The following is a 16,200-nucleotide window of genomic DNA, read 5'->3' as shown; positions in this document are numbered from 1 at the left end:
ATATTATAAAATTAGGAGGTGCAGAAAGTGAATAATCCAAATAATATAGAAAAAGTAGAAACTCCCCCTATACACCAGACAAGTGTAACGAGAAAAAAATCACTCTCTACCAAAAAGAAAAAAAACTGGAAGGAAGCAGGTTTATTTTCTCTATTTGTAGGTCCCGTTTTTATTGCCTTTACAATTGTGGTGCTTGTTCCATTCTTTTCTGGCATCTATTATTCCTTTACCGATTGGAATGGCATAACTGGAGAGATTAAGTGGGTTGGATTGGATAATTTTAAGTATATCTTCACAGACGATAAACAGTTTCTCCAATCTTTTAAGCTGACTGCTGTTTACACTGTTGTAGCGATTATTTTGACAAACGCCATTGGTTTTAGCCTGGCACTGCTTGTTACTCAAAAACTAAAATCCAGCAATCTATTACGTACTGTATTCTTTATGCCTAATCTACTCGGCGGTCTCTTACTCGGCTTTATCTGGCAATTTATCTTTATTAGAGGATTCGCTTCTATTGGAGAACTTACAGGAATACCACTATTTGAGTTAGCATGGTTAGGAGATAAAAATACCGCCTTTTGGGGAATTGTAATTGTCAGTGTATGGCAAGGAGCAGGATATATTATGCTCATTTATATAGCTGCATTGCAAAACATTCCAAAAGAGCTAATTGAAGCAGCAAAAATGGATGGAGCAAACCGCTTTCAAGTGCTGCGAAATATTAAAGTTCCACTTGTTGCTCCTGCTGTGACAATATGCTTATTCTTAACAACTGCATCTTCCTTTAAAATATTCGACGCCAACCTTTCGTTAACCAATGGAGGTCCTTTTAAATCAACGGAAATGCTGGCACTTAATATTTATACCGAAGCCTTTGTTAACAATCGCTACGGAATTGGGGAAGCCAAAGCACTTATCTTCTTTATTGTTGTAGCTGCCATCTCCATTTTACAGGTTACAATTACTAAGAGAAAAGAGGTGGAATCTTGATGGAAAACAGGTATACTAGCAAAACTTTCTTAATGGAACTGCTTGGTATTATACTAGGCTTATTATTCTTGATTCCCTTTTATTATGTGATTTCTAATTCACTCAAGCCTTTTTCAGAAATACTAACAAATACCTCTTCCTTACCAAGTACGTTTGAATTTGGAAACTATCTAAATGCTTTTGAAAAGTTAAATTTCCTAAAGGTTTTTAGCAACTCTCTTCTTATAACGATAGCTAGCAATATTGTATTAGTCGTATTCTGTTCGATGGCTGCTTATATGCTGGTCCGGACGAAAAAGAAAATTAGCACGATCATTTTCATGGCTTTTGTTGCTGCCATGATTATCCCTTTCCAATCTATTATGATTCCACTTATTAAAACAGCCTCAAGTTTACACTTACTTAATAGTATTTGGGGGCTAGTATTTATGTATTTAGGTTTTGGGTCTGGGATGACTATCTTTTTATATCATGGTTTTATTAAAGGAATTCCAGTTGAATTAGAAGAAGCTGCTATTATGGATGGCTGCTCTCGTTTTGGGGTGTTCTGGAGAATTGTTTTTCCATTATTAAAACCAATTACCGTAACAATCATTATCTTAAATAGTCTTTGGATATGGAATGACTACTTATTACCATCACTTGTCCTACAAAATCCAGAACTGCGGACAATCCCACTTGCTACTTTCTTCTTCTTTGGCCAATACACAAAGCAATGGGATCTCGCTCTAGCAGCACTAATGATAGGAATTGTCCCACTGTTAATCTTCTTCTTTTCGATGCAAAAGCATATTATACAAGGGATTACTAGTGGATCTATTAAATAGGGGGCTAAGAGGCTGTGTTCACAAAGCCACCTCTTCCATATAAATAAGCTATTTCTATAAACAGGAGGAAATCAAATGAAATTTAACAAAATGAAAAGGTATTCCTTATTAACTGGTATCTTATCTGCTTCTCTGCTCTTTGCAAGTGCTTGTTCAAATGAGGGTGCCTCAAGTAACACCTCTTCAAGCAAAGGAGATAAAGTAGTGGTGGACTTGTTTAACGGAAAAGTAGAAATTGCGGATCAATTAAAAGCATTGACTGATCAATATTCAAAAGAACATCCAGATGTAACCTTTAATATTGAAACAGTCGGTGGAGGAGCAGATGGAACGGCTGCTTTAAAAGCAAAATTCGCCTCCAATACAGCTCCTGATATTTTTGGAAATGGTGGATATCAAGAGGCCTTAACTTGGCTGGATAAATTAGAGGATTTGTCAGATCAACCATGGGTAAAGGACGCATATGAAAGTGCCTTAGTTCCCATGACAGTAGATGGAAAAATTTATGGCCAGCCAGTTAACCTGGAGGGATATGGATTTGCCTATAATAAAGCATTATTTAAAAAGGCAGGTATTACGGAAATACCAACAACATTTTCTGAACTAGAAGCGGCTGCTAAAAAGTTAAAAGCTGCTGGAATTACACCTTTTTCAATCGGTTATGGTGAATGGTGGGTTTTAGCTAACCATGGATTAAATGTTCCTTTTGCTTATCAAGAAGATGCCGACGCCTTTATTAAAGGATTAAATGACGGATCAGCAAAAATCGAAGGGAATGAGCATTTTGACAAATACTTTGATTTATTGGATTTAACCATTGATTATGGTAATAAGAATCCATTAACAACAGACTACAATACCCAAGTAACTCTTTTTGCAACAGGTGAAGCTGCAATGATCCAGCAAGGAAACTGGATTCAGCCGATGATTGATAAAATTTCTCCTAACTTGGAAGTAGGCTTTATCCCAATGCCATTAAGTGATGAGAAGGAAAAATCGGATAAGCTAATGGTGGATGTACCTACAAACTGGGTTGTTCATAAGGATGCTCCTAAAAAAGATAAAGAAGCAGCATTAGATTTCTTAAACTGGATGGTTACTTCCGATTTCGCAAAAGAATCTATTGTAAAGGACTTTAAATATGTTCCAGCATTTGAAACAATCACTGCCACGGCTGAAGATATCGGTCCCTTAGGCGCAGAGATTCAAAACTACTCTCAAGAAGGCAAAACATATACATGGCAATTCACGAAATATCCTGATGGTGCTGGACAGGAGTTCGGTGCTAGTCTTCAAGCATATGTAGGAGGTCAAAAATCACGCGAGGAAACAATGAAAGCATTGGACGATACATGGGCTAAACTTAAAAAATAGTAGATTCACAATATAAGATACTAGCTAATATTTATACGTTTATCTTATCTTAACAATTTATTTAAGATTTATTGATAGTTTTGTCATATATTATTCATAATAGATGGGTATGATATAGCTATAGTCATTAAATTGCTTTTTCAAGTCCCCCCTTGAAAATAGACAGTATGAAGGAATGCCAAATAAAAGGCATTCCTCTTTTTTAGCAAAAAAAAAGACTCTTCACACCTGAGAGTCTATATAATAAGAAGAATAGTATTAAATTAATCCAAGATTTTTATTTTGACTGTCTTCCGTCCCCACGCCTTTGCTTTGCTAGTTGATGGCATTAAGACGTCTATTTTATGTCCTTTAATTGCTCCGCCTGTGTCTCCTGCCACTGCTTCTCCATAACCTTCTACCCAAACTTTAGAACCTAATGGAATGACTGCTGGATCTACTGCAATTAATTTCATATTCTTATTCTTTTTAATATTATATCCAAGTGCCGTAAAATCAGATTTTGTATCTTGATGACTATAAGCAGTTGAGGTTACATAAATAACATCTTTTCTGCTTGAAGACTTACTAGAAGATGCTTTGCTCGTAGTAGGTTTTGAATTAGTCGATGCACTAGCAACTTTTTTAGCTGGACTATTTACCTTTACGACTTTCTTCGCTTCTTCTTGCTCTTTCTTCAATGCGGACTCTGCTGCACCTATTTGATCAAGTACTGCTTTTTTCTGGCTCTCAGCCAATTCTACTTCTTTAGAAACAGAAGCATATTTTTTCTGAACAGCCGTTACTGCCTCTTGTCTTTGAGCAACATTTTGCTGCAGTTCATTTTGAGTAGCTGCTAATTCATCATATTGTCCTGTTAATTCTTCTTCTTGCTGATCAATTGCTGCCTTTTCTTCTTCAATTTTCTGAAGATCAGCTTGCTGCTGCTCTAATATATCTTTATCACCATCAAAAATCATCGAAATAGCTGTTGCTCTACTAAGAAAGTCAGCGAAGTCCTTTGAATTAAACAGCACTTCTAAAACAACATTTGTTTGGTCTGTATTCTGCAAGGAAACGAGACGATCTTTCATCACGTCTTTACGTGCCAATACTTTATCTTCTAGAACAACAATTTCTTCTTTCTTTTTCTCTATTTGTTGTTGCGTTTCTTCAATTTTCACCTGCAGATTTGCTATTTTATCTTTATTTTGCTGCATTACTGTTTCAATAGATTTTAATTCCTCTTGAACAGCTTCCAACTCTTTTAAAGTTTTTTGCTTTTCTGCTTCTTTTTCATTAATCAATTGCTGATTTTGATCCAACTGATTTTTTGCCTTGTTCAGTGTTTCTTGACTCGTTTCTGCTTGTACCATAATCGCTGATGTCAAAAAGATGACACTACTTAACGAAATGGCCATTAGTTTTTTTAAGGAACGCATCTAAAAACCCCTTTCTCTATTGTTATAACACATGAAAGAGGCTTCTAAATTACAATTCTATTAAAATAATAAGTCAATCCTTTTAAAATTAGTTTACAAGCTAGTTATTAAATATCGTATATTTTCTAGCATTCTGTAAGTCTAGAAGGGAGAATAACCCTTTGTTACCTTTGTAATAATTCTGTTAATTTTTAATTTTTAACCTTTTCAAAATTGGATTATATATCCTGTGTGAGCTTTATCATATCCATACACTGAATTCCATTTTCATAGATTTCCTCTTCATAGTGTTGAAGAAAAAAATCTTTCTCAATTCGATCGATCCGAAACCCGCATTTTTGATAGAGAGCAAGTTGTGAAATGCTGCTATTCCCAGTCCCTACTTCTATTCTGTTATATCCTAGTTTTCTCGCCTCTTCAATCGCATGCATAACTAACCTTTTCCCTAAGCCTATTCCTTGATAGCTTTCGCCAACAGCTAGATTGATTAATTCTATTGTTTCTTCTTCCATTGGTAATAAAACATAGACACCGATAGTTTGATCCCTATCTTCCGCCATATAGCAAATGCCCTTTTTAAGATATTCTCTGATTAAATGTTCAGATGGGTCTGCTAATAATAATAAATCAAAAGGGGGAGTTTCTCCTTCTCTAAGCTTACGAATCTTCATCAATCGTTCATCCTTTCTATAGACAATGCATCATTTTTTCCGCTTCTTGCCAAGGAACCGTATATCCTGCGCCTTTCGCACAGAAAATAGACGAGGATGTATATGCTGGATCAGCATTTTTATCATAGTCTAGTCCAGCAATCACTTCTTGTTCATTATGACAAGGGTAATAACCCGCAAAGGTAAAGGAAAGCTGACCTTTTCCTTGTGTAAAAGAGGCTAAGATTGTGCTGTATACCATAAATGTGGCAACGGGAGCCTTGCCGGTAATAATTGCTTTATTATCTATTGTTTCGGGCGTATCAAATACTCCATGGGCCATTTGAATATCAGCCAGCACTCTGCCCATTTGTTCGATAGCTACTTTTATTTTGAAAGCATAATAAGGCTCTAATAACCGGTTCTGAACTTTTTCTAGTCCTTGGCGCAATGCTCGAAAAGTAGCTTCCCGAAAATCACCGCCATGTGTATGTTTATTATGGGCTCTCCCTGTTAATAATGTCACTTTTATATCTGTTAAGGGGGAACCAGTCAAAATCCCATGATGATCTCGCTCAAAAAGATGCTGGCAGATGAGATGTTGATTTGCTAGAGATAAGTCATCTGTATGGCATCTACTCTCAAATGTAATACCTGTATTTCTTTTTCCTGGCTCTATACGGAGATGTACCTCCGCATAATGACGTAATGGTTCAAAGTGTCCATATCCGACAGTAGCTGTTTCGATTGTTTCTTTATACAAAATTTCCGGTTGACCAAAGTGCACATTTAAAGAAAATCTTTCTAATACTAGCTCCTGAAGAACCTCTAATTGTATTTTCCCCATCACATGCAAGTGAATATCTTGCTGTTTCTCCTCCCATGTTATCTGAAGAGATGGATCCTCTGCTTCTAATATCTGAAAAAGCTTTAGTACTTCTTTTTTATTTACTCCCTTTTCAACTACCACTTTTGAACGAAGCGTTGGCACCAATTCATATACTGCTTTTTCAAGCATTGCCCCGACTCCATCTCCCACAACGGCCTCTGTAAGACCTGTTACAGCAAAAATCTCTCCAGCACCGGCTTCATTCACTTGTTGAAATTGTTTTCCAGTATATTTACGAATTTGCGTAATTTTCTCTACCATTCCATTTCCATATGGAAGTTCATCTCTGACATGCAGAGTACCAGTTATTGCTTTTAGAAAAGTAATTCTTGTCCCAGCTTGATCATAACGAATTTTAAATACTCTTCCTGCAAAAGGTTGATTCTTCCTATACATTGTTTTTGTTAATTGATGAAACTGATCGAAAAATTCCTTTATCCCAATATCCTGAAGTGCTGAACCATATCCACAAGGAAATAGCCGCGACGAAATAATCATTTCTTGGATTTTTTCCATCCACAATGTTGGTTGATAGCCATTATCCATATAGTAATCCAAGAGCTCTTCATCTCGCTCTGCAATAAATTCTATTTGCACATCCGACATACTGCTATTATCTAAAGAGGAAATATCATATACATCTGTCGTAAATTGGGAACGAATTTCTTTCAGAACACGCGCTACATCCGCTCCTGTCCGATCTGTTTTATTAATAAAGAAAAATGTAGGAATCTGATGCTTCCTTAATAGATTCCACACCGTTTCGGTATGCCCTTCAATCCCTTCTACCGCACTAATAATCACAATAGCAAAGTCCATTACTTGAATCGCTCTTTCCATTTCTGGAGAAAAATCAATATGTCCAGGAGTATCAATTAAATAATAAGTAGAATCTCCATGTTCAATGATTCCTTGGTCTGCAAAAACCGTAATCCCTCGTTGTTTTTCAATTATATGACTATCTAAAAAGGAATCTTTATGATCTACACGGCCACGTTTAGTTATACTATTTGTATGATATAGAAGTTGCTCTGAAAAAGTAGTTTTTCCCGCATCAACATGTGCTAATATTCCAATTGTCTTATTCATTTTGAAAGCTACTCCTGCGTTTTTAGTTTTATACCTATCATTATAGCTGAAATGGCCATAAGGATGGTATAACTACCAGAAAAATCAATTGTAGATCAGTCTCTTTTACTTCTCCAAACAAAGAATGTATCTACTATACAAGCCAGTAAAATTCCTGATGAATAGCGTATTAAATCCATAAATAGAAAACCCTTTCCAAGAATTAACGCTCCAATTGTTGTATCTCGAAGCTGATTAAGCCAATCCGCTTGATATAATTGACTGCCTTCGATTCCAAAACTGAATAGTATACTCAGTACTCCTGCTAATAGGAGGCTTTTTCTAATAAATAGAAACCGAAACCCAAAGTAAACCATCATCGCCCAAATCATATCTCCTGCATGAACAGCTATAAAATCAGGAAGATGATTACTAAATTTTCTAGAAGATAGTCCTAATAACATCATGAGTATGGTTATAACAAAATAGAATAGTCGGTACATTTTTTTCACTCACAAATTATATTTTATTTAATAAAGCTTGATAATCTCTAACCCTTCTTTCCTATCTGCCCTTAAAATCTAGAGACCCGATATACTAATATGGTCTCTAGATTTTAACTAATTTTCTATTTGTTTAAATTTTGTGCTACTTATCCTAAAAATAAGTCTAAAATATTGGAACCTTTCGATGCTTGTTTATTATAAAACTCTGAGTACCCGCATTTCTTGCAAAAGACAACCGTAAATGTATTATGCTGAATATCCATTAACTTGGATAAACCCGTTCCTGTCATGGCCACATCTTTTGTTCCTATATCTGTTCCCCCGCATTTTACACAGCCTTTGCTTTCCATATTATTACGCTCCTTTTTTTTGTTATATCTTTGTTTCTGTTTTATCATCTCCTTTATTATTACGAAGTAATACGATATTTAGTTTCATTTCTATCGATACAAATAATGATGAATTTTTTAAAAGCTTATCTAAATTTTCTTCCGAGACATTTTCACTTAATCTTCCCGCTGCGACAATTGGAATCCATTTCGTTTCCATTTGAGAGGCTTTTCACACAATTATAAAGCAGTGCTAGAATGCAAAAAAATTGGTTGGCAAAAGTTCGGGTATTACCGATTCATGCCAACCAATTTTCTATTTCAATTTATGCTTTTTAAGTTATATTAGCCTACTATCCCTGTCTCATCAGCATTCTTCGCTTCGAAATCATCAAGCATAGCACGGACATCATCAGACGATTGTGTACTCATCAATTGATTTCTCAATTCACTTGCCCCTCTAAATCCTTTCACATAAATTTTGAAAAAACGGTGAAGGGCTTTAAAAGATCGTGTTTCTAATTCCTGTGAATATTTGTCATGAAGATCAAGATGTAATCGTAATAGATCAAGCAGTTCTTTACTGCTATGCTCTTTCGGTTCTTTTTCAAAGGCAAATGGATTTTTAAAAATACCGCGCCCTATCATAACACCATCCACTCCATATTTCTCAGCCAGCTCCCAGCCAGTTTGACGATCAGGAATATCACCGTTAATCGTTAAAAGTGTATTTGGTGCCACACGATCACGAAGTTTTTTGATTTCCGGAATCAATTCCCAATGTGCATCCACTTGACTCATTTCTTTTCTTGTACGCAGATGTATCGAAAGATTCGCGATATCTTGTTCCAAGATATGTGTTAACCAGTCTTGCCATTCCTCTATCTCCGTATAACCAAGTCTTGTCTTAACACTGACAGGCAGTCCACCTGCTTTTGCTGCTTGTACAATTTCCGCAGCAACCTCTGGACGGAGGATAAGTCCGCTTCCCTTCCCTTTTGCTGCGACATTAGGAACTGGACAGCCCATATTGATATCGATTCCCTTAAAACCTAGCTTTGCCATGCCTATACTCATTTGTCGAAAATATTCAGGCTTGTCTCCCCAAATATGTGCAACCATTGGCTGTTCATCTTCTGTAAAAGTCAAACGTCCACGTACACTCTGTGTTCCCTCGGGATGACAATAACTCTCCGTGTTAGTGAACTCCGTAAAAAACACATCCGGTCTAGCCGCCTCACTGACTACATGACGAAAAACAACATCCGTCACATCTTCCATCGGTGCTAATACAAAAAATGGCCGTGGTAATTCCCGCCAAAAATTATCTATCATATAAAACTCAGTTCCTTTCATATAAATCCAATGTTAAACTTCTCACTCACAATTAAAACGAAAAATATCCCTGCCTACTTGACCCTTTTCGTCTCAACAAGTTATATCATCGATTACTTAAATCGAAAATTTATCATTTATTAGTAAAATCTTTTAAAATTATACCGTCTTCTATATTAAAAGGCTTTAATTCCTCTGTCAAATCAGTATCTCTCTTGCCTGTTAGAAGTCCCCTCTGTACTGGAAAAGTTTAAAATATCTTATCTGATTAGTTTTATACCATCAACAATAACAAACAACTAATTCTATACAAAATTCCAACAACTTTTCATTTTGTTTGTTTTTCGATGTATCCATTTCTTACTTCCACCAAAATCTGTGGACGCCTGAGTCTGTGGATAAATTTTAATTCTTGATAATCAAAACATTTTCTTCTATTCGCTTTCTTTGTATAATAAAATATATCAATATGCCTCTGTAGCTATAGAAGGGAAGAGCGCCGGAAAACATTGTTGGTACCGGGTCGCAAGGCAAGGGTTTCAGAAGCACCGAAAAGCAAAAAAGCTGAGGCAGGTGAAATTCCTAGCCGGTGAAAGTCCGTAGGGAAGCGTGTTCCCCCTAGCCTATGCTTACGAAAGGAGTGCGGGTTCGAATCCCGTCAGAGGCATCCTATTTTCCTCTAATGAAACTTTTCTTACCATCAACCGTATCACTAGTTAATAATCCAAAGGGTGATGGTATCTGTGTTTAAATCTGAATTTGCTAGCTTGATTACCAATCTAGTATGCTATATAATCCTTCTTATTTTCCTTTTCCATTCCACAACTCTAGGTACTTTGTTTAATGTGGTCGCCATACTCGCATTTTCCCTTAGAGCAGCGTATGACATCGCAAAGTACCGTAGAAATCAATCACACCATTCTTACGGCTTTCTTGATGAAAAATCTACTAAAATATACCTATTACCACAATTAATTAAGGCATTAATACCTGCTTTTTCACCACTTCTTTTTCCCTGTTTTTAACAATTTTCCCATTATTGATTTACTTTATGAATACTTAACTTTAAACTTAAAAAAAAGTCTGATCGAGGTGGTTTCCTTGAAGTTTAAATCTATAATCTGTTTCCTTAGACGGAATCATAAATACAGCTATTACTCAAATAGTTGTATTAGATGCGGGAAAAAAAAATCTCATTAGGGATTCTTCTCCCCTCACTCTCCCAACGGATGGAAGGAGAGTGAAAATCTAATCTATTATGATGATGTCATGTAACCCCCCCTAGTATGAGCAAGGCTTACATTTATCTTCTAATACAATCGTCTTTCTCTTTCACACAAAGGACAACTTATTTTCTTATCGTGTACTTATAGATCGTCGATAATATATTTTAATCCTCCTTTCTATATTATTTCATAACTATATCCCTATTAGTTTACAAAACAGACAAAAAAATCCTTTCTAAAAAAGAAAAGATTTTTAACCAGGTAATATAGACAATATTTTTATTTAAAGTTAAAGTTATCAGAGTTTATATTCGAATAATTTATATCTTTTGGAAGTTTATAAACTGATAGATCTTGGTTCTCTATTTGAGCAACCTTCAACATCTTATTTATAGACCTTCCCCCCTTTTCCCTTATGTTGGTTCTTAAGATTAATATTACTTCTCCATCCAGTACAATCACCGATTTTATCCCAAATGTCCACATCTCACTAGAAATAATATTCGAGCCTGTTCCATTTCATCTTCTAAGATGTCCGGTGTAGTTTCTCAGCTAATTCTTCTGCGATTCTTCTATTTATTTAAATAAAATAAAGGGAAGTTTATCTCTTTAGCTAATAATTAAATAATGATTAATTTTAGGAGGTCTTAAAATGGGTAAATTCACGCCGCATGTAGCAACCTTGGAAATTCCAGTTTCAAATTTAAAAAATTCACTAAATTGGTATTTAGCTATCTTTGACTTAAAAATTCATTATCAGGATAGTATTACTGCTATGCTCACATTTGAAACTAAAGGAGTACCAACAATCTACTTGGTCGAAACAAAGGAATTAAACAAGCTATCATTCAAAAATACAATTACAGAAAACGTACATAGCATAATCGACTTCTTCACTCCTTCCTTAGCCGAGTTTCATAGTTGGCTAAAAGAGAAAAATGTAGTTGTTGGTACGTTGAATATTGATCCTAACCATGGTTTTGGAAGATTTAGTTTTAAAGATCCTGACGGAAATTTACTTGGTGTAACAAATGTCTTGCATCCTAAGCAACTACACAACAAATTTTCATGCCATGCAATCCAACTTTTAAAGAAAAGCTGGATTGCAAATTTCACTATTTTATTCTAGTAGTTATCTCTCCTAATGATGTTCCAGCTTCTCTTTCCTCGTTATGCCATCGCCGGGATTCAACGGTTTTATAAGCCTTCTTTTCTATATTTGATTAATATTCGTTTTTATTCCTTCTAATTTTTGTTATATTATCACATTTATCTTTAATAAATTTGATAATATATAATTAAATCTTTCTCATTGGAACCATATTGATCATATATTGCTGAAAAAATGTGAGCTAAATCACCTTCTTTTTATGTCGAAAAAAAATTCATCCGCATTATTATTTTTAAAGATCACATCAATATTGAAGCCAACGCCATTCATAATTATAAAGACAAACTATCAGGATATAAACTAACTCTAAAAGGGATTTTGCAGATCTTCCATCATCAGCAAATTCCCCGGCAATTACTGAAAGTCATATTCAAAGAAACACTTGTTTCGTAGACTTTTAAGTGATTCTTTCCTATTATTCAGTACGATTTTACCTTCTACTTATTCTCTAGGATTGATCGCCATGTCGGTTAAGCGTACTATCTTGAGGCATGATATGATAAGAATTTGAGATCCTTCCGAGAGAATCAGCAATGATATGTCCTTCATCTAAAAATGTTCCTTTCGACACCAGGAACATTTGCCTCATCAGAATAGTTATCTGCCAAACAATAATACAGGTTCATTAACAAAAAATTTTATTTTCTTTGTACGACCAAACACTTCTCTTTTCTAGATCTCACGCCCTTTTATATTGAGATAAATTTATCTAGTAACAAGAGAAAAATAACGATAGGAAATGGAAAAGTAATAAATTCACTTTCGTTTTTTATAGAAAAAGTTAATACATTGCTAAACCAATATTACCGAAATGCACTCCATTTTCTAAATGTTCTAAAGCAATCTTAGCTTCCTCAAAAGGATACACATTTTCAGTAACAGTAGAAATTGAATGTTTCATAACGAAATGAATCATTTCCTCAAACTCCTGAGTGCTCCCCATAGATGTACCAATCAATTGAATTTGAGGATAGAAAAGACTACGCAAGGGTAATGTTATACTATCTCCTGAACTTGCACCAAAACATACAATCCTGCCATTAGGTTTAATAATTTCCAAATACTTTGAAAATGTTGCTGGACCAATACTATCTAAAATAAGATCTACTTTTGTATCGCCTAAAGCATCCTTCCAATCAATGTTGCTATTAAGAGTAATATCGGCTCCTAATCTTTGTGCCTTCTTTAATGTCTGACTATGACGAGATGTAACTATTACCTTTGCACCTACTGCTTTCGCAAATTGCATTGCAAATGTTGCAACACCACCACCTATACCAGGTATAAGTACTATTTCATCTGATTTTAGTTTTCCTTTGGTAAAAAGTGCTCTATAAGCTGTAACAGCAGATAAACCAAGTGTTCCCGCCTCTTCCCAACTTAATTGTCGAGGCTTTTGAACCACATTTTTAAATGGAACCGTAACATATTCAGCAAAAGTGCCGTTTGTAGGTCCACCCAATATATCTGGAGAAATTGGAACATCGTCTGACCTCTCCCAATTTAAAGTAGGATTAATGATAACTTCCTGATTTAATACGTCGGAATAAATGTCTGACCCAACTTCTACAATAACCCCTGCACCATCTGATCCTGGAATGAATTCACCTTCTTCTTCATCTCTATTTTTCATCACAAATAAATCACGTCTATTAAGCCCCGCAACCTTTATTTTTATTTTCACTTCGTTTTTTTTGGGGCTGCTATCTGGAATTTTTCTAATACACAATTGGCCATTCTTATTTAAATTATCATGTATCAACGCTTTCAAAAAAAATCACTTCCTTACTTCAATTTCAAAAAAGTAAATTTACTATATTTAGATTACAACTCTTATCTAAATTAGTAAAATTAATGTTTTTCATAATTAATATGAGTTATTACTTATAATAGAGGAACATTCAAAGTAGATATAGGAAGCTATAACTGTTTAGAAAAATAAAAAGAGCTTAATTTATTAAGACTAGCTCGGATTTTGATGGAATTGTCATTCAAAAGTTTAAGTAATTTATTAACATGCAGCCACTGCTCCTTCTTTTTGTTTAAAATCAAGTATTATATTGTAAGTGAGCTTTAGAAGACAATAAAAAACAGCAAGTAGAATTCTTAGAAGATACTATACATTGGCATTTTAACTAATTATTATATCCTAACTTTCCTTAATTTTGCTTTGTTTAAGTTAAAAGAATAATTGATAAAAATGAAAGCAAGAATTACAAATAACCCACCAATCCAAGTTAAATTTATAATATTTGTATGTTGTATAAGGATTCCCCCTAAAGCTGAACCAAGCATCATCCCAATATTCATTAAAGCTGTATTAAAACTTAGTATAGTTTCAGATGATTGTGGTTTTAGTGAAATTAAATAAAATTGCTTTGCGGATGTTGTTGTCCAAGTCGCTCCACCCCATACTGCCAAAGTTATAAATACACCTATTATTGAATACTGTGTAACTGTTAACACAAATAAAGAAATTGCATGTACTAACAAACTAATGGATATCGTTCGATTTGGTCCCCACTTATCAACGGCATATCCGCCAAAACGTGAACCTAGAAAAGCAAAAGTGCCTAAAACAAATAAAGCGATGCTAGTCATTTCTATGGAAAAGTTTGCACCATTACTTAATAACGGAGAAATATAAGCAAATACCATCGTATACCCCAATATCCAAAAAATAGTAGTTATTACCCCCATAATAACTCGTCTATCCTTGATAATTTGAATCTGTTGTTTAAATGGTATAGGCTTCTTTCCCTTTATACTAGGTAATAATTTGTAAAGTAATAATAAAAGAAAAACTGTAAAGACAGCAATAATCAGAAAAATATAACGCCAATTTAGATAAGCAGCTAAAAATGTTCCGATGGGTACACCAAGTACTAATGATACAGTAAAACCAGTGATAACTGTTGCCATGGCACTCCCCTTTTTTTCTGTTATAGCAATTTGAGCGGCATAGTTTGTCGCAACGACTATGTATAATCCTCCACTTATTGCTTTAATGACCCTAGAAAGAATTAATAAGAAATAATCATAGCTAAAAAAGGCGACTATATTTCCTATAATAAACGTGATAATAGAATATAATAATATCTTTTTACGCTCAAATTTTGCCGTTAATACTACTAACACCAACGCCCCCATCGCATAGGATAATGAATATACGGTTATCAATTGTCCTGCTATTGAGATAGATATACCTAAATCAGAAGATATAATCTCTAATATACCAGAAACAACAAACTCTGCTGTCCCCATTACAAAAGCTCCTAGAGATAATAGAATAATAATTACTTGATTAATGTTTTTTTTCAAATTGCACATCTCCTTTAGTATTTAACAAGTTGATTTCATTTTAAATGTCATGCTAATATAAGTAAAATTGATATTTTTGACAAAGGAGATGAGCAAATACTCATGAGTATTGTTCGTTTAGAAATTTTTTCTAAAGTAATAGAATTAGGGAGTTTTACCAAGGCAGCTAAAAGATTAAATATGACACAGTCAGCAGTAAGTCACGCTATTTCCAGTTTAGAAACCGAATGGGGAGTTTCGTTATTAATTCGTGACCGCAGAAAAGGAATATCACTTACTGAAATAGGAAAAAATACTCTTCCGCATATAAGAGAAGTATTGAATAGAATGGAAAGTATTAATCAAGAAATTGCATTAGCAAAAAGTATAGAGACTGGGACAATTCGTATTGGTACCTTTGCGAGTGCTTCTTCCTGTTTATTACCAAAATTGCTTGTAAAATTTCAAAAAAAACACCCTAATATCGAATTTAAGTTTTATGAAGGTACTTATGAAGAGATAACAGAATGGTTACTATCTGGAATTATTGATATCGGGTTTGTTGTAGAAAAGGAATCAAATACTAACTTTGAGCTAGTACCTCTCATTAAAGATAAAATGGTTGTAGCATTTCATGCCGAGCATAAATTCCTTCACAAGGACACAATAGATATACGCGATATAGAGAAGGAATCTTTTATCATGCCAACAGGAATGTACCAATCTCATGTAGAGGAGTTATTTAAACAAGCACAAATTAAACCCTTTATCCGTTTTGAAGTACATGATTGCAATACCATTGCTAATATGGTACAAGAAGGACTTGGGATTACAATTGGTCCGGAACTGTTTTTAAAAACACAACAAAATATCAAAATAGGAAATCTAAATTTAACAAATTACCGCGAAGTTTCATTAGCTTGCTCTGCAATCTCTGAGGCCTCCCCGGCTGTTAAAGAATTTCTAAAGGTTGCTAATAATGTCTTCACCGACTCTAATAAGACAACTAACAAGTAAATTTCATTCAAATAATTGACCTATTGCCAATGTATTATAAAGTTCTTCTTTATAACACATTGGCAATTTGGGGATAGGGTGTTACTCTTAGGAA

The 16,200-nt window shown here is 34.5% G+C and carries 14 protein-coding genes and 1 pseudogene; 5 read left to right on the top strand and 10 right to left on the bottom strand.

Annotated elements, in window-relative coordinates:
- The first annotated feature begins 69 nt into the window (after window positions 1-69).
- The 3 genes from NST77_RS24095 (at window position 70) to NST77_RS24085 (ending at window position 3,194) form a co-directional block, all read left to right on the top strand.
- Window positions 70-993 carry a carbohydrate ABC transporter permease gene (locus NST77_RS24095; RefSeq protein WP_370999803.1) on the top strand — a complete coding sequence of 308 codons (924 nt, stop codon included), beginning with the start codon at window positions 70-72 and terminating at the stop codon, window positions 991-993.
- The gene (locus NST77_RS24090; protein WP_047941802.1) at window positions 993-1,820 is read left to right on the top strand and encodes a carbohydrate ABC transporter permease; all 828 of its coding nucleotides are present in this window, start codon (window positions 993-995) and stop codon (window positions 1,818-1,820) included. The genes NST77_RS24095 and NST77_RS24090 overlap by 1 nt, the downstream gene beginning before the upstream one ends.
- A 75-nt stretch (window positions 1,821-1,895) precedes the next feature.
- Complete coding sequence (locus tag NST77_RS24085; RefSeq protein ID WP_123260011.1) at window positions 1,896-3,194, top strand: ABC transporter substrate-binding protein; 1,299 nt, start codon at window positions 1,896-1,898, stop codon at window positions 3,192-3,194.
- Between the two features lie 263 nt (window positions 3,195-3,457).
- On the opposite strand, the gene NST77_RS24080 is transcribed toward NST77_RS24085, so the two are convergent.
- The 7 genes from NST77_RS24080 to NST77_RS24050 form a co-directional block, all read right to left on the bottom strand.
- Window positions 3,458-4,615 carry a 3D domain-containing protein gene (locus NST77_RS24080; protein ID WP_341123679.1) on the bottom strand — a complete coding sequence of 386 codons (1,158 nt, stop codon included), beginning with the start codon at window positions 4,613-4,615 and terminating at the stop codon, window positions 3,458-3,460.
- Between the two features lie 218 nt (window positions 4,616-4,833).
- Window positions 4,834-5,286, bottom strand: coding sequence for a GNAT family N-acetyltransferase (locus NST77_RS24075; protein WP_095333385.1), 453 nt, complete (start codon window positions 5,284-5,286; stop codon window positions 4,834-4,836).
- A 16-nt stretch (window positions 5,287-5,302) separates the two neighbouring features.
- A complete protein-coding gene (locus NST77_RS24070) occupies window positions 5,303-7,243 on the bottom strand; it encodes an elongation factor G (protein WP_095333387.1) in 1,941 nt (646 codons plus the stop codon).
- Window positions 7,244-7,338: 95 nt separating this feature from the next.
- Entirely contained in the window at window positions 7,339-7,725 is a 387-nt protein-coding gene (locus tag NST77_RS24065; RefSeq protein ID WP_341123777.1) for a ribosomal maturation YjgA family protein, read from the bottom strand.
- Window positions 7,726-7,874: 149 nt separating this feature from the next.
- Window positions 7,875-8,078 carry a zinc ribbon domain-containing protein gene (locus NST77_RS24060; RefSeq protein WP_047941808.1) on the bottom strand — a complete coding sequence of 68 codons (204 nt, stop codon included), beginning with the start codon at window positions 8,076-8,078 and terminating at the stop codon, window positions 7,875-7,877.
- A 22-nt stretch (window positions 8,079-8,100) separates the two neighbouring features.
- Window positions 8,101-8,277: a hypothetical protein gene (locus NST77_RS24055; RefSeq protein ID WP_164463760.1), complete on the bottom strand. Its 177-nt coding sequence runs from the start codon at window positions 8,275-8,277 to the stop codon at window positions 8,101-8,103.
- A gap of 125 nt (window positions 8,278-8,402) precedes the next feature.
- Complete coding sequence (locus NST77_RS24050) at window positions 8,403-9,413, bottom strand: tRNA dihydrouridine synthase (RefSeq protein ID WP_095333391.1); 1,011 nt, start codon at window positions 9,411-9,413, stop codon at window positions 8,403-8,405.
- A 1,857-nt stretch (window positions 9,414-11,270) separates the two neighbouring features.
- Here NST77_RS24050 and NST77_RS24045 point away from each other — a divergent pair.
- On the top strand, window positions 11,271-11,747 hold the full coding sequence (locus tag NST77_RS24045) for a VOC family protein (protein ID WP_123258847.1): 477 nt from the start codon (window positions 11,271-11,273) through the stop codon (window positions 11,745-11,747).
- Between the two features lie 493 nt (window positions 11,748-12,240).
- On the opposite strand, the pseudogene NST77_RS25975 reads toward NST77_RS24045, so the two are convergent.
- The 3 genes and pseudogenes from NST77_RS25975 to NST77_RS24035 form a co-directional block, all read right to left on the bottom strand.
- Window positions 12,241-12,385, bottom strand: a pseudogene (locus NST77_RS25975) (DNA/RNA non-specific endonuclease); the annotation flags it as partial.
- A 185-nt stretch (window positions 12,386-12,570) separates the two neighbouring features.
- Window positions 12,571-13,560 (bottom strand): zinc-binding dehydrogenase, encoded by a 990-nt coding sequence (locus tag NST77_RS24040; RefSeq protein WP_163188367.1) that lies wholly within the window; start codon window positions 13,558-13,560, stop codon window positions 12,571-12,573.
- 371 nt (window positions 13,561-13,931) lie between these two features.
- Complete coding sequence (locus NST77_RS24035) at window positions 13,932-15,119, bottom strand: MFS transporter (protein WP_341123678.1); 1,188 nt, start codon at window positions 15,117-15,119, stop codon at window positions 13,932-13,934.
- Window positions 15,120-15,212: 93 nt separating this feature from the next.
- Here NST77_RS24035 and NST77_RS24030 point away from each other — a divergent pair, with 93 nt between their 5' ends.
- A complete protein-coding gene (locus NST77_RS24030; protein WP_123258844.1) occupies window positions 15,213-16,106 on the top strand; it encodes a LysR family transcriptional regulator in 894 nt (297 codons plus the stop codon).
- Window positions 16,107-16,200 lie beyond the last annotated feature (94 nt).

It is taken from the genome of Niallia sp. FSL W8-0177, assembly GCF_038006285.1.
In the GTDB taxonomy this organism is placed as follows: Bacteria; Bacillota; Bacilli; order Bacillales; family Cytobacillaceae; genus Niallia; species Niallia circulans_A.
The sequence above is the reverse complement of the archived record's forward strand: the minus strand, read 5'-3'. Positions and strand labels throughout refer to the sequence as shown.

Excerpts from the sequence above, each read along its gene's own strand:
- NST77_RS24090 (WP_047941802.1), top strand. The coding sequence starts at position 993 with ATGGAAAACAGGTATACTAGCAAAACTTTCTTAATGGAACTGCTTGGT.
- NST77_RS24085 (WP_123260011.1), top strand. The coding sequence starts at position 1,896 with ATGAAATTTAACAAAATGAAAAGGTATTCCTTATTAACTGGTATCTTA.
- NST77_RS24080 (WP_341123679.1), bottom strand. The coding sequence starts at position 4,615 with ATGCGTTCCTTAAAAAAACTAATGGCCATTTCGTTAAGTAGTGTCATC.
- NST77_RS24075 (WP_095333385.1), bottom strand. The coding sequence starts at position 5,286 with ATGAAGATTCGTAAGCTTAGAGAAGGAGAAACTCCCCCTTTTGATTTA.
- NST77_RS24070 (WP_095333387.1), bottom strand. The coding sequence starts at position 7,243 with ATGAATAAGACAATTGGAATATTAGCACATGTTGATGCGGGAAAAACT.
- NST77_RS24065 (WP_341123777.1), bottom strand. The coding sequence starts at position 7,725 with ATGTACCGACTATTCTATTTTGTTATAACCATACTCATGATGTTATTA.
- NST77_RS24060 (WP_047941808.1), bottom strand. The coding sequence starts at position 8,078 with ATGGAAAGCAAAGGCTGTGTAAAATGCGGGGGAACAGATATAGGAACA.
- NST77_RS24055 (WP_164463760.1), bottom strand. The coding sequence starts at position 8,277 with ATGGAAACGAAATGGATTCCAATTGTCGCAGCGGGAAGATTAAGTGAA.
- NST77_RS24050 (WP_095333391.1), bottom strand. The coding sequence starts at position 9,413 with ATGAAAGGAACTGAGTTTTATATGATAGATAATTTTTGGCGGGAATTA.
- NST77_RS24045 (WP_123258847.1), top strand. The coding sequence starts at position 11,271 with ATGGGTAAATTCACGCCGCATGTAGCAACCTTGGAAATTCCAGTTTCA.
- NST77_RS24035 (WP_341123678.1), bottom strand. The coding sequence starts at position 15,119 with ATGTGCAATTTGAAAAAAAACATTAATCAAGTAATTATTATTCTATTA.
- NST77_RS24030 (WP_123258844.1), top strand. The coding sequence starts at position 15,213 with ATGAGTATTGTTCGTTTAGAAATTTTTTCTAAAGTAATAGAATTAGGG.